This is a genomic window from Halomonas sp., assembly GCF_029263665.1.
Taxonomy (GTDB): Bacteria; Pseudomonadota; Gammaproteobacteria; order Pseudomonadales; family Halomonadaceae; genus Halomonas.
Genome location: NZ_JAJUFQ010000006.1, coordinates 239,382 through 252,036 on the forward strand (window position 1 = coordinate 239,382; position 12,655 = coordinate 252,036).

The following is a 12,655-nucleotide window of genomic DNA, read 5'->3' on the forward strand; positions in this document are numbered from 1 at the left end:
GCCGTGCCTCGTTACTCCTCGGGCTGGTACTTGTAGCCGACACCATATACCGAGCGGATGATTTCACGCTCCGGCCAGATATCGGATATCTTCTTGCGCAGTTTCTTGATATGGCTATCCACCGTGCGTTCGGAAACAATGCGGTGATCACGATACATGTGATCCATCAGCTGTTCCCGGGCGAAGATCCGGCCGGGTGACTGCATCATGACTTTCAACAGTTGAAACTCTACGGCAGTCAGCCCCAGGTCCTGGCCATCGGCCAGGGCTCGCCAGCCATTTTCATCCAGCACCAGGTCATGGTTGGCGACATCGTTGCTGACCGCCTGGCTGCGCCGCAGTACGGCCTTGACCCGGGCAACGACTTCACGTGGACTGAAAGGCTTGCAGATATAGTCATCGGCACCCAGTTCCAGCCCCAGCAGCCGATCGACTTCCTCGACCCGAGCCGTCAGCATGATGATGGCAACATCCGGCCAGCGCTGACTGATTTCACGGCACAGTGTCAGGCCGTCGGTACCAGGCAGCATCAGGTCCAGCAGCACCAGGCTTGGGAGCTTGTCGCTATCGCTGAGCCAAGGAATGACCTGGTCACCGTGATCGATATGATGAGTGCCATAACCGCTGCCATTCAGATAGTCGGTCACCAGGCGGGCGATCTTTGGTTCGTCTTCAACGACCAGAATCTGATCGATGGGAGCATTCTCTCCGCTCATTCGTCTTCCTCGAATTGTAGATGGCTGGACAGCGCTGGGAAGCGTAGTGTCCAGCATAACCCGCCAAGCGCAGAAATTGAGGGGGTCATTTCGGCATCATGAGCGCGTGCCAAGGCCGTGGCAATGGATAGCCCCAGTCCACTGCCACCACTGGCTCGATTGCGTGAGCCTTCAACTCGGTACAAGCGCTCGGTCAGGCGCGGCAGCTCGCTTTCCGGTACGCCGGGGGCACTGTCTTCCCAGCGTAGCACCCAGACATCATTCTCTCTCTCAAGGGTGACCTTGAGCTGGCCGGGGGATTGGGTATAGGCACTGGTGTTGTCGAGCAGGTTGTTCCATAGCTGGCGCAGGCGTTGCAGGTCTCCCCGAATCCATGCAGGTCCATCGATATGACGTTCCAGGGTCAGGCCGTGATCATCCATCCAGCCTCCTGCTTCTTCCAGGCGTGAATCCAGGTGTTCGGCCAGGTCAAGAGGAGCGAGCTGTACTTCCAGGGCGCCTGCATCACTTTGCGATAGAAGACGCAGGTCGCCGACCAGCCGTTCCAGTTGACCGACCTCCTGGGCCAGGGAGCGCAGGTTATCCTGATTCAGCGAGCGGATACCATCCAGCATGGCTTCAATCTCGCCACGCAGTACTGCCAGAGGAGTGCGCAACTCGTGGGCAATATCCGACACCCAACGGCTGCGGGCTTCACGACTGGTTTCCAGGGTCTCGGCCAGCACGTTGAAGTCATGGGACAGGTTGGATAGTTCGTCTCGGCCGCGTTCAGGAAGTCGCACGCTGTAGTCTCCCTCGGTCAGTCGCCGGGTGGCGGTGGCCATGCTGCGAGTCCGGCGGCCTACCCACCAGGACAAGGCGCCTGCCAGCAGCAGTGATGTCAGTGCCAGGGCAATGATGATGATCGTCAGGTTGCGTCGCTGCTGTTTCAGGAACAGGCGATCCATGCGTTCCATGAGCTGATCTGGCGGGCGATAGCCCAGAGTGCCAACCTGACGGTCATGGCTCATGACCGGAATCCAGCGTAGTTCGGCAGCGCCTTCGTCATCCTCGGGCGGCAGTCCGATGACGGGCAGGCCGTTTTCATCATGCAGCACGAAGTTGCGCGGGTTGCTCAGGTTGCCTTCGAGGCTCATCGGGCGGGGCTTGCTTCCTGGCCATAGCTGGCGGCGCACCAGCTCGTGCCAGGCGCGAGGGGATTCGCGCAGCCACTGCCAGCTCTGGCGCCCGGACCAGGCCTCGCCGAGGCTCGCAGCAAGTGTCTCGGCACGTTGCGTCTGGGAGCGACTGAGATAGTCGAGAAAGCCTTGGTCCAGGCTGCGGGAAATCGCAACGAATACCGCTCCCGCGATGGCCACATTGACCACCAGGATGATGGCAAAAAGTTTGATACCCAAGCGAGAGAACGCAGGGAGGCGCTTGGCGAACATGATAGACAGGCTCCGGGACAATACTTCCTTCAATAGGTCGCTAGCATGCCATTGCATCAAGTGAAAAAGCGGCGAGAACGAAGGAATATTTGTGCAGTTATGTGACGTCTGTCGCCATCACGGACAGCTTTCCCCGAGTATCAGCGTGGTATTGAGGCGTCGATGCTCTGGCGCGTCCAGGCCCAGGATCATACGTGCTGCTACCCGGCCTTTCTCGATACTGTCCTGGCGCACCGAGGTCAGGCGTGGAGAGCGATACTGGCCTTCTTCTATGCCATCGAAACCCGTCAGGAGCAGATCCTCGGGCACACGAATGCCACGTTGCTCGGCGAGTGTCAGGGCGGTCAGGGCAATGCGGTCAGACATGCACAGCAGCAGATCCGGTCGTTCATCTTCAGGAAGATCGAGAATCTCTTCAATCACCGGTGTGCAGACGCCATGGGTGTTTTCCTCGATATTCCATAGTGGCACCTGGTCACGTTCGATGCCGTGCTCTTTCAGGGCCCGGTAGAAGCCATCGAGGCGTGAACGGGTGATAGTCTGGGCACTATCCAGCCAGTTGTGCTGCGACTCGATACGACCGTTATGGGCCTCGGCCAGCAGGCGCAGGCAGAGGATCCCAACCCGCTTGGGCTTGTGGCGCAAGGCATGGCAGGCAATGGCATAGCAGGCCGGTTCATTATCGATATGCACGGTCGGGCGCTCACCGATATAGAAATCTACTGCTACAAGAGGGCTCTGGGGCGGGAGTTCTCCCATCAAGTGATCACCGGGCATCAGTCCGTAGACGATGAAGCCATCGGCCATGCTGGCCGAACCCGGAACATGCGAGGAGCCTGGCTGGCGTCCAGACAGCAGCAACAGCGTATGGCCATGTGCATCGAGCACTTCGGCAACACCGGTCAATAGCTCGCTGGAGACTGCATCATTGAGGCTGTATGTCAGGGTTTCTGCGAGCACCACCCCAATGATCCGCGAACGCCCTGTACGCAAGCTGCGTGCCCTGGCATCCGGTCCCCGATAGCCGAGGCGCTTGGCTTCATCGAGGATACGTCGACGCAGGGCAGTGGAGAGCTGGTCGGGGCGGTTGAAGGCATTGGACACAGTGGCTGTAGAGACACCCAGTTCACGGGCCAGGTCCTTGAGCGTGATGGGCTGCTTGGATTTGGTCACAGAGGCTTTCCGCATGATTCTGGCTCGGCCAGCATAAGCGCTGCTGGCGTGGCTGTCATTGCATAGGCTGTCATTGAATAGGCCAGGTGATGGCTGTTACACCGAAAGCGAGAGCAGAAACAGCGTCAGTGGCGGCGACAGCAAGGACAGCAGAAAACCGCTGACCACTGCAATGGGGACGCAGGCGACACCGCCGTGTTGCTGAATTACTGGCAGAGTGAAATCCATGGACGTCGCGCCTCCATAGCCAATGGCCAGAGGTGCGTGACGACGAATCACCAGCGGAATCAGAATGAAGGCCAGCAGCTCTCTTGTCAGGTCGTTGAAGAAGGCCACCCCCCCAAGCAAGGGGCCGAGATGGTCACCAATCAGAATGCCTGACAGTGAGTACCAGCCAAAGCCGGAAGCCATGGCCAATCCTTCATTCCAGTTCAGGTCGAGCAGGGGGGCTGCGAGTAATCCCCCGGCCAGTGAACTCAGTGCCAGGGTTACTGCAATCACCAGGCCGTGACGGTTGAGCAGGATCTGGCGCAATGGCATTCCAGAATTTCGCAGCTGGCAACCAATGAGCGCCAACAACAGATACAGCACCCACTCTGACAGGGATTCGGCCAGTTCGAACAGGGTGGCATCCCAGATGGTACCAAGGCCAATGCCCGCCACCATGCCGAGGAACACAACGCCGACCAGGGTCAGGGAGCCCGCCATGGCAGCCAGTTTACTGGTTGGTGCTCCGCGCACCACTCGCGGTTCGCCCAATGCCAGTTGCAGGCGCGATGACAGCCACCATAGAGCGGCAATGTTGCAGGCTGAAATGACCAGAAACAGCGTCAGGGCCTGAGTTCCCAGGCGCGACAGTTGGCTGGACAGGTCAGGCAATCCCGCAAGGCTTACTCCCATCAGTGCCAGAATGAGGTAGATGGAGGCACTGACCCCTCGGTTGATGGTGGCCATTACCATCTCGTTGCGTACTGGTACGAGATACCCCAGCAACAGAGGCAGCAGCACGATCAAAAGACCGCTGAGCATGGATTGAGCTTCCTTTCCCGAAAATAGAGAACGTGAAATTAGACAACAAGAAACCGCCCAGAAGGCGGTTAAAAGGAATTCACTCTATGCAATTTCTGCGCTTTGGGAAAGTTCTTCGCAGTGAGAAAGTTCCTCGCGGTGAGCAAGCTCTACACACTGGGAAAGTTCTGCGCGGTGAGAAAGTTCCGTGCGGTAAGAAAGTTGATTCTGAATATCGACCCTTTCGTCACTGGCTCAGCCTAGTGAGTTGCAGGCGGCTGACGCGATCGCCATCCTTGAAGAAATCCAGGCGCAGCAGCAGGCCTGGGATCTGTGGATGGAAGCTGATTCGCATGTAGCGGTCATCCTTGTCCTTGTCGCGCAGTTCCACGGTCGGAGCCTGAACCGGCTTGCCATCCACCTGGATAGAAACGTCAGCAACACGCCGCCAGATGCCATCCTCGTTTCTGCCTTTGTGGTCGACATAGTTCAGCTCACAACCGCTCTGGCAGTCATCTTCCAGAACCAGGCGAGACAGTTCCACCAGGGCGGTCTGACGGTCTGGACGCTCGGTCAGTTGCGAGCGGCTAAGGGAGTAGTCCTTACCCATGCGCAGAAAACGATAGTCACTGCGATAGCCAAGTGCACGAAGCTGGTTGCTGTTATCGCTGAATCGTGCGCTTTCCTGTCCTTTGGCGATGGCGAGCGAAGATTCCATTCTGCTGCGCCAATGGTCACCCTCACGCTTTAATGAGTGATGAATGGTTGCGTCCGGCCAGCCGTCGACGGATAGGTGATAGTTGGCATCGAAAGGGCGTAGAGCACTGGCCTGTGCCATCACCGGGAATGAGGCCAGCATGAAAACCAGCAAGGACATAGTCAGCGAGGCCCTTCTGAGCAGGCGTCCAGGCCAGGTGGACCGAGCGTTGTTCATGAGGCGAAAGAAGAAAGTGGGAAACATGTCAGTCATCTATTTCGCTGTCGAAGCGTTGTCATCTCAGAGGGCTAGCTTCGAGGAAGGTTCCATTGTGCATACCAGAGTGGCTGGCGGCAGGCTGCCTCAGTGGGTACGCTGAAGGACGGCAGGGAGATTCTTGAACCCGTGTATCGTCAAGTATTTCGGAGGAGTTGATCATGGCACGTCTGTTATTGATTGCAGGGGATTTTGTTGAAGATTACGAGGTCATGGTGCCGTTTCAGGCACTGCAGGCCATGGGACATCGCGTCGATGCGGTATGCCCCGATAAGCGCGAAGGCGATACGGTCAAGACAGCTATCCATGACTTCGAGGGAGATCAGACCTATAGCGAGAAGCCTGGGCACAATTTTGCCCTCAACGAGACCTTCGCCGATATCACCGTCGATGATTACGATGGCCTGGTGATTCCGGGTGGCAGAGCACCAGAATATCTGCGCTTGGATGAACGGGTGCTGGAGGTGGTGCGTTATTTCGTCGACCGTGAAAAACCCATTGCCGCCATTTGTCATGGTGCCCAATTGCTGGCTGCGGCAGCTCCCCTGGAGGGGCATCGTATCTCGGCCTATCCTGCCTGTGCTCCAGAAGTACGTCTGGCGGGTGGTGAGTTTGTCGACCTGGAAGTGACGGATGCCGTGACCTGTGGTCATTACGTCACGGCACCTGCATGGCCTGCGCATCCTGAATGGTTGCGGCAGTTCCACGCGCTGCTTTAAGGCATCAGGGTATTAACAGGAAAAAGACATGAGCCGTGAGTTTTCTCGCGGCTCTTTATGAAATGCTGCTTGTTATTGCATGCTGCTTGATCTTTATAGACCGACTGGTCTATTTTGGGTTTCATGACGACCAGAGCCCCAACCCGTGACCTCTTGATCGAGGTCGGCACCAACCTCATTGCCGAGCATGGCTATAACGCTACGGGCATCAATGCGGTACTCAAGGAAGCTGGAGTGCCAAAGGGCTGCTTTTATCACTATTTCTCCAGCAAGGAAGCATTCGGACTGGCGGTGATCGAGGCCGCTGCAGTGGACGATGAGGTGTCGGTTCAGGCACTGCTGGGGGATGTCCGTACGGTGCCACTGGAGAGGTTAAAGGCTTTTTTTGCGGCCAAGCGAGCCGACATGGTGGCATGCAAGCATCGTCGAGGTTGCCTGATCGGTAATCTGGGTCAGGAGATGTCAGCCCACAGTGATGTACTTCGCGATGCGCTGGATGCCATCTGGCAACGTCGGGAGCGACAGTTGGCGGCTTGCCTGCAGGATGGCCAGCATGATGGCAGCATTCGCCGTGATATGGATGCGGCGGCCCTGGCGAGCTTCATTCTGGCAGGATGGCAGGGAGCATTGCTGCGCTCCAAGATAGTTCGGGATTGCACGCCTCTGGTCGACTTTGAGTGCACATTATTGGCTTTTCTCAAACCTTGATGAGCGGAGAATACTTGTTACCCGGGTATTTGCTCTTATCAACCAGGAGAGGTAGATCATGAGTGAGCAAGCGTATCAGCCACCGAAAGTCTGGAAGTGGGAAACTCCCAATGGCGGAGAGTTTGCCAGTATCAATCGACCGATTGCCGGGCCGACCCATGACAAGGTCTTGCCGGTAGGCAAACATCCATTGCAGCTATATTCCTTGGCCACTCCCAATGGGGTGAAGGTCAATATCATGCTCGAGGAACTGTTGGCCCAGGGACACGAGGGAGCCGAATACGATGCCTGGCTGATTCGCATTGGTGATGGTGATCAGTTCGGCAGCGGTTTTGTCGAGGTCAATCCCAACTCAAAGATTCCGGCATTGATGGACCGCAGCGGCGAGACGCCAGTACGTGTGTTTGAATCTGGTTCCATTCTTTTGTACTTGGCTGAAAAGTTCGGTGCTTTCCTGCCCAAGGAGTTCAAGGCTCGCACAGAAGCCCTGAACTGGTTGTTCTGGCAGATGGGCTCTGCACCCTATGTCGGTGGAGGCTTTGGTCATTTCTATGCCTATGCGCCGGAGAAGTTCGAATACCCGATCAACCGTTTCACCATGGAAACCAAACGTCAGCTCGATGTTCTCAACCGTCACCTGGCTGAAAACACCTACATGGCGGGAGACGAATACAGCATCGCGGATATTGCCATCTATCCTTGGTATGGCGGGCTGGTGGAAGGGCGCAATTATGACGCCGGTGAGTTCCTTGCTGTGCATGAATACAAGAATGTACAGCGTTGGGCGGCCAATATTGCTGAACGCCCTGCCGTGAAACGCGGGCGCATGGTCAACCGCACCTTCGGTGAATTGTCCGAGCAGTTGCATGAGCGCCATGATGCCAGCGACTTTGAACTGCGCACTCAGGACAAGATCGGTACAGACGACTAGCCGACGGCTTGGGCAAGACCCCAAAGGGTGTATTGCATTGCGATACGCCCTTGCTTTTGTGTCGCGACTTTTATGCCGAGTGCCTCAACTGGTCAGCGCTTTTTCACCCAGTGGCTCACCACGTCCGAAGGCTTCCAGGCTGTCGAGGGTGGTCGTGGCAATTTCCTGCAGGGCTTCTTGGGTGAAAAAGCCCTGGTGTCCAGTGACGAGGACATTGGGGAAACTGATCAAGCGAGCAAATATGTCATCGAGTTGAATGGTGTCGCGCAGGTCGCGAAAGAACAACCCGGATTCCTGTTCGTAGACATCAAGACCTAGATAGCCGAGCTTGCCGCTCTTGAGCGCTTCGATGCAGGCGTGAGTATCGACCAGAGCACCGCGGCTGGTGTTGATGAGCATGACACCATCCTTCATCTGTGCGAACTGCTCATCGCTGATCAAATGATAGGTCGCCTTGTTCAGCGGGCAATGTAGGGAGATGATGTCGCTTTGCGCGAGCAGTTGCGGCAATTCCACCTGGGTGAAATCGCCTTGCTGTGGATATGGGTCATGGACCAGAACTTCACATCCAAACCCCTTCATGATGCTGGCCAATGAGCGGCCGATCTGCCCGCCGCCGATGATACCGACTGTCTTGCGAAAGAGGTTGAAACCCAGCAGACCATTGAGATCGAAATTATCCTCGCGTACCCGGTTATACGCCTTGTGTGTCTTGCGGTTGAGCGTCAGGATCATGGCGACGCAGTGCTCGGCAACCGCCTGGGGGCTGTAGGCTGGCACTCGGCAGACCTGAATGCCAAGCTGCCTGGCAGTATCGAGGTCGACATTGTTGAAACCAGCACAGCGCAAGGCAATCAGCTTCACGCCAGCATCGGATAACTGTTCCAGCACGGTTTGATCCAGCACATCGTTGACGAAGACACAGACTGCGTTCATCCCTTGGCACAAAGGCGTTGTCCGAGCATCGAGTGCCTGCTCGAAATGAATGATATTGATCCCCTCGCGAGGGTGTGCAGGAAAGAATGCCTGTTCGTATTTCTGTGAACTGAAAAAGCCTACCTTGATCATGGCCGTTGCCTTTTGCCAACCGCTATTTAATATCCTGCCCGCTGATCGATTACCTGCACAGGTTTGCCCCGTGCCAGCGCCACGATGCTTTCTGCCACTTGAGCGAGAGCGTCTCGCAGGGGCGTTGGGCCGGCCATATGAGGGGTGATCAAGACACGGGGGTGTGTCCACAGAGGATTGTCGTTGGACAGTGGCTCGACGACAAAGGCATCCAGCAGGGCGCCGCGCAACCTGCCCGGGGTATCGTGGGCACCAAGTGCTTCGATGAGAGCAGTATCATCGATCAGGCTGCCGCGTCCAGGGTTGATCAGGCTGGCGCCTGTTGAGAGCTTCGCCAGGGTGCTGGCGTTGATCAGGTGCTGGGTGTCGGGAGTATCGGGCAACAACAGCACCAGTGTTTTCACTTGTCCGAGAAGCTGGTTGAGTCCTTGCTCGCCATGATGACATTGAATGCCTTCAATACTCTTGGGGGAACGGCTCCAGCCAAGTACAGGGAAACCGTCTGCGGCGATGGCCTGTGCCACTTTGGCACCTATGGCGCCCAGGCCGAGCACACCTACCGGCCAATCCTGCTTGTCGACAAGGGCGTGAGGTTGCCAGCGACGTTCGGCCTGCTGCCGAGCATAACGATCGAAGTCGCGCTGAAAGTGCAATAGACCATAACGCACGTAATCGGCGATCAGTTCAGCCATGCCGGCATCACGCAGTTTGACGATAGGTACACCTGCTGGCAGTGCCGGGTTGGCCAATAGTGCATCGACACCCGCTCCGAGATTGATAATGCCCTTGAGGTTCGTGCAGTCACGCAGCAGGGCTTCATCAGGCTTCCATGCGGCCAGATAGTCGACACTTGTTCGCTCGGCGTAAGAGGCTTCCTGACTGGTCATCACCTCGGCATCTTCAATTCCCAGATCGTTCAGGCGCTGGCTGAGTGCATCACGCCATGCCGAGGCATCGTCGATATGAACAAGGACTTTCATCAGGGTTTCCTTCGTGTCGGTCTCAATGAATGTCAGTCTCAGTACACCATCTGCATCATCGGCGGCGGTGCGTCATTCAGCAGCTTGGCAAGGCGCTCGAGGCCTTCTTCCAGGCGGGCCAGTTCAGGCTCTGCGCCAAGGCTTATACGAATGCAGCTAGGGGCGACGGTCTGTTCGACCATGAAAGGTGTCGAGGTGGTGATGGCCAGTCCCTCCTGCTCGGCTACCTGCTGCAGTTCGTCGGCGCGCCACCCTCCGGGCAAGGGTAACCATAGATGAAGGCTGGATGGGCGTGCCATCCGGGGTAACGGGTGCAGGATCTGTGCGGCGAGGATCTGGCGTTCGGCGAGTAATTCACGTTGGGCACTGGCCATGTCCTCGACCGTTCCATCTTCGATCCATAGTGATGCGACTTCAAACATCAGCGGGGTGGCCATCCAACTGGTGGCACGCAAGCGAGGTAGTGTGTGATGGAGCTGGCTGCGCGGTACAGTCAGGTAGCCGGCTCGCAATCCAGGCACCGTGGATTTGGTCAGGCTGGTGATGTGGAAACTCTGCATCGGAATGCGTGCACTTAACGGCGTTAATCGCGTTGGTTCCAGCAGAGCATGGACATCATCCTCGATCAACCATACTCCATGGCGTTCGAGGACGCTGGCGACTTCGTTGCGACGCTGCTCATCCATGGTCGCCCCGGTCGGGTTGAGCTGAGTTGGCGTCAAGCACACGGCACGCGGCTTATAGCGAGTGCAGGCGGTATCCAATGCATCCGGCATGACCCCTCGCTCATCGATAGGCACGCCACGCAACTGGAAGCCCAGGGTACGGGAAAGCGCTATCAGGCCATGGTCGGTCAATGCCTCCGTGAGTACCAGGTCGCTGTGCTGGACAACGGTGGATACCGCCAGCATCAGGGCGTGGGCACCGCCGTTGCATAGCACGCGATCGTCAGCCTCTCCTGGCATGCCTAACCGTTCAGTCAGCCACAGGCTGGCCTGTTCACGCTGGTGGGAGAGCCCGGCAATCGGGCGGTTGGCGGTGACGACTTCCGGATGGAGGTTCTCGGAAAGTTGGCTAAGTGCCTGTCGAAAGCGCAGGTGATGGGAGGGCGGGCAGACGGGATGCGCGATGGACAGGTCGATGATCGCGGTTTCAGGATGGGGTTCTCTCGCACGTAAATATGCTGATTCGCGATTATCGTCGAGAGCATTGACCCAGGTTCCACTACCGATCCTGGCCTGGATCAGGCCCATCTTCTCGGCCTGGGCGTAAGCTCGTGACACGGTCTGCACGCTGACGCCGAGTTGGTCGGCCAACTGACGGTGAGTGGGCAAGCGAGTGCCCGGGATCAGTTCACCCGCGTGAATGGCACGTGACATGGCCCGGGCAATTGCCAGGTACTTGGGCTGTGTCGAGGGCGACGTTCCACCCTGAGGCCAGCCAGATTGAGGGTCATCGAGATAGGGTTTCAGATCAATTGTCATGATTCAATAAAGCCTTTGACTGCGGGCTTGGTAGCAATGCTAGTATCAAGCTAACGACATTGGCTCGATATTGTCATGATATGTTGGTTTGGTGGGTCATGACAATTCATAGCTGACCAGGCATCGCTACCCAGGTTCGACAAGGGACAGGCAAAGCACGGGAAGGCCTTCACGAGGCAACGTCGTTTCAATGGCGCGCCGGGCCTCCTTGTCGTGAGTGCCCGGGTTTTCGTGGTGATATTGTGGTGAGTGGTTTCATGATTCAGGTATCTCTGCCGTTCACTCGCGAGGAATACGCCGAGCGACTGCAAAAAGTGCGCACTGAGATGGCCATGCGTGGCATCGATGTGTTGATCGTCAGCGACCCTTCCAACATGGCCTGGCTGACCGGCTATGATGGATGGTCTTTCTATGTGCATCAGTGCGTACTGCTCGGGCTTGAAGGTGAGCCTGTGTGGTATGGCCGTCGTCAGGACAGCAACGGAGCCTTGCGCACCTGCTGGATGGACCCGGAAAACATTACCTATTACCCGGATTACTATGTCCAGAATCCGGACATGCATCCCATGGAGTACCTGGCCCAGTCGATCATGCCGGACCGCGGCTGGTGCGAAGGTGTCGTGGGCATGGAAATGGACAACTACTATTTCTCGGCCAAGGCGTATCAGAGCCTGTTGCAGGAGTTGCCTCATGCGCGTTTTGCAGATGCCAACTCCCTGGTCAACTGGTGTCGGGCAATCAAGTCTCCACAGGAAATTGCCTACATGCGCGTTGCTGCGCGCATCGTGGAGGGCATGCATTCACGCATTCTGGAGATGATCGAGCCAGGGCTGCCCAAGTCGAAGCTGGTCTCGGAAATCTATCGAGTTGGCATCGAGGGCTGGACCGATGCTGATGGCCATACCCATGGCGGTGATTACCCTGCCATTGTGCCGCTGCTGCCTACTGGCAGTGACGCTGCGGCCCCGCACCTGACCTGGGATGACACGCCATTTCGCAAGGGGGAGGGTACATTCTTCGAGATTGCGGGTTGCTTCAAGCGCTATCACTGCCCTCTGTCACGCACCGTCTTCCTCGGGACTCCTCCACAGGACTTCGTGCGTGGCGAGTCGGCACTGCTTGAGGGTATCGAGAATGGCCTGGCCATCGCCAAACCCGGCAACCGCACGGCGGACATTGCTCTGGCCCTGGGAGCAGCGATGGACAAATACGGCTTTGACCGTGGCGGTGCTCGCTGTGGTTATCCCATTGGTATCAGCTATCCACCAGACTGGGGCGAGCGGACCATGAGCCTGCGCCCTTCGGATGAAACCATCCTGCAACCCGGCATGACGTTCCATTTCATGCCGGGCATGTGGATGGACGACTGGGGGCTGGAAATCACCGAAAGCATTCTGATCACCGAAAATGGCGCGGAGCCTCTAGCCAATTTCCCGCGCCAGCTGTTTGTCAAATGATGGAGACA

The 12,655-nt window shown here is 57.2% G+C and carries 12 protein-coding genes; 4 read left to right on the plus strand and 8 right to left on the minus strand.

Annotation, left to right across the window (positions count from 1 at the left end):
• Window positions 1–11: 11 nt before the first annotated feature.
• The 5 genes from Q1K07_RS08840 to Q1K07_RS08860 all read right to left on the minus strand — a co-directional run bounded on the left by Q1K07_RS08840 (window position 12) and on the right by Q1K07_RS08860 (window position 5,204).
• Window positions 12–716, minus strand: a complete 705-nt coding sequence (locus tag Q1K07_RS08840) for a response regulator (RefSeq protein WP_300309904.1) — start codon at window positions 714–716, stop codon at window positions 12–14.
• Window positions 713–2,146 (minus strand): ATP-binding protein, encoded by a 1,434-nt coding sequence (locus Q1K07_RS08845; protein ID WP_300309906.1) that lies wholly within the window; start codon window positions 2,144–2,146, stop codon window positions 713–715. The genes Q1K07_RS08840 and Q1K07_RS08845 overlap by 4 nt, the downstream gene beginning before the upstream one ends.
• Window positions 2,147–2,263: 117 nt before the next feature.
• A complete protein-coding gene (locus tag Q1K07_RS08850) occupies window positions 2,264–3,319 on the minus strand; it encodes a substrate-binding domain-containing protein (RefSeq protein ID WP_300309908.1) in 1,056 nt (351 codons plus the stop codon).
• Between the two features lie 96 nt (window positions 3,320–3,415).
• Window positions 3,416–4,348 (minus strand): lysine exporter LysO family protein, encoded by a 933-nt coding sequence (locus Q1K07_RS08855; RefSeq protein WP_300309909.1) that lies wholly within the window; start codon window positions 4,346–4,348, stop codon window positions 3,416–3,418.
• 226 nt (window positions 4,349–4,574) lie between these two features.
• Complete coding sequence (locus Q1K07_RS08860) at window positions 4,575–5,204, minus strand: hypothetical protein (protein ID WP_300309911.1); 630 nt, start codon at window positions 5,202–5,204, stop codon at window positions 4,575–4,577.
• Between the two features lie 257 nt (window positions 5,205–5,461).
• On the opposite strand from Q1K07_RS08860, the gene Q1K07_RS08865 reads away from it, so the two are divergent.
• The 3 genes from Q1K07_RS08865 (at window position 5,462) to yghU (ending at window position 7,658) form a co-directional block, all read left to right on the plus strand.
• Window positions 5,462–6,019: a DJ-1/PfpI family protein gene (locus Q1K07_RS08865; RefSeq protein ID WP_300309913.1), complete on the plus strand. Its 558-nt coding sequence runs from the start codon at window positions 5,462–5,464 to the stop codon at window positions 6,017–6,019.
• Between the two features lie 123 nt (window positions 6,020–6,142).
• Complete coding sequence (locus Q1K07_RS08870) at window positions 6,143–6,727, plus strand: TetR/AcrR family transcriptional regulator (RefSeq protein WP_300309915.1); 585 nt, start codon at window positions 6,143–6,145, stop codon at window positions 6,725–6,727.
• Between the two features lie 58 nt (window positions 6,728–6,785).
• Window positions 6,786–7,658 (plus strand): glutathione-dependent disulfide-bond oxidoreductase, encoded by an 873-nt coding sequence (gene yghU / locus Q1K07_RS08875; protein ID WP_300309917.1) that lies wholly within the window; start codon window positions 6,786–6,788, stop codon window positions 7,656–7,658.
• 84 nt (window positions 7,659–7,742) lie between these two features.
• On the opposite strand, the gene Q1K07_RS08880 is transcribed toward yghU, so the two are convergent.
• Genes Q1K07_RS08880 through Q1K07_RS08890 form a run of 3 tightly spaced genes read right to left on the minus strand, consistent with a single transcriptional unit; the run spans window position 7,743 to window position 11,190 of the window.
• Complete coding sequence (locus tag Q1K07_RS08880; RefSeq protein WP_366945055.1) at window positions 7,743–8,726, minus strand: 2-hydroxyacid dehydrogenase; 984 nt, start codon at window positions 8,724–8,726, stop codon at window positions 7,743–7,745.
• A gap of 26 nt (window positions 8,727–8,752) precedes the next feature.
• Entirely contained in the window at window positions 8,753–9,706 is a 954-nt protein-coding gene (locus tag Q1K07_RS08885; RefSeq protein WP_300309919.1) for a glyoxylate/hydroxypyruvate reductase A, read from the minus strand.
• A 38-nt stretch (window positions 9,707–9,744) separates the two neighbouring features.
• A complete protein-coding gene (locus Q1K07_RS08890; RefSeq protein WP_300309921.1) occupies window positions 9,745–11,190 on the minus strand; it encodes a PLP-dependent aminotransferase family protein in 1,446 nt (481 codons plus the stop codon).
• A gap of 257 nt (window positions 11,191–11,447) precedes the next feature.
• On the opposite strand from Q1K07_RS08890, the gene doeA reads away from it, so the two are divergent.
• Window positions 11,448–12,647, plus strand: a complete 1,200-nt coding sequence (gene doeA, locus Q1K07_RS08895; protein ID WP_300309923.1) for an ectoine hydrolase DoeA — start codon at window positions 11,448–11,450, stop codon at window positions 12,645–12,647.
• Window positions 12,648–12,655: the final 8 nt, after the last annotated feature.

Excerpts from the sequence above, each read along its gene's own strand:
- Q1K07_RS08840 (WP_300309904.1), bottom strand. The coding sequence starts at position 716 with ATGAGCGGAGAGAATGCTCCCATCGATCAGATTCTGGTCGTTGAAGAC.
- Q1K07_RS08845 (WP_300309906.1), bottom strand. The coding sequence starts at position 2,146 with ATGTTCGCCAAGCGCCTCCCTGCGTTCTCTCGCTTGGGTATCAAACTT.
- Q1K07_RS08855 (WP_300309909.1), bottom strand. The coding sequence starts at position 4,348 with ATGCTCAGCGGTCTTTTGATCGTGCTGCTGCCTCTGTTGCTGGGGTAT.
- Q1K07_RS08860 (WP_300309911.1), bottom strand. The coding sequence starts at position 5,204 with ATGTCCTTGCTGGTTTTCATGCTGGCCTCATTCCCGGTGATGGCACAG.
- Q1K07_RS08865 (WP_300309913.1), top strand. The coding sequence starts at position 5,462 with ATGGCACGTCTGTTATTGATTGCAGGGGATTTTGTTGAAGATTACGAG.
- Q1K07_RS08870 (WP_300309915.1), top strand. The coding sequence starts at position 6,143 with ATGACGACCAGAGCCCCAACCCGTGACCTCTTGATCGAGGTCGGCACC.
- yghU (WP_300309917.1), top strand. The coding sequence starts at position 6,786 with ATGAGTGAGCAAGCGTATCAGCCACCGAAAGTCTGGAAGTGGGAAACT.
- Q1K07_RS08880 (WP_366945055.1), bottom strand. The coding sequence starts at position 8,726 with ATGATCAAGGTAGGCTTTTTCAGTTCACAGAAATACGAACAGGCATTC.
- Q1K07_RS08885 (WP_300309919.1), bottom strand. The coding sequence starts at position 9,706 with ATGAAAGTCCTTGTTCATATCGACGATGCCTCGGCATGGCGTGATGCA.
- Q1K07_RS08890 (WP_300309921.1), bottom strand. The coding sequence starts at position 11,190 with ATGACAATTGATCTGAAACCCTATCTCGATGACCCTCAATCTGGCTGG.
- doeA (WP_300309923.1), top strand. The coding sequence starts at position 11,448 with ATGATTCAGGTATCTCTGCCGTTCACTCGCGAGGAATACGCCGAGCGA.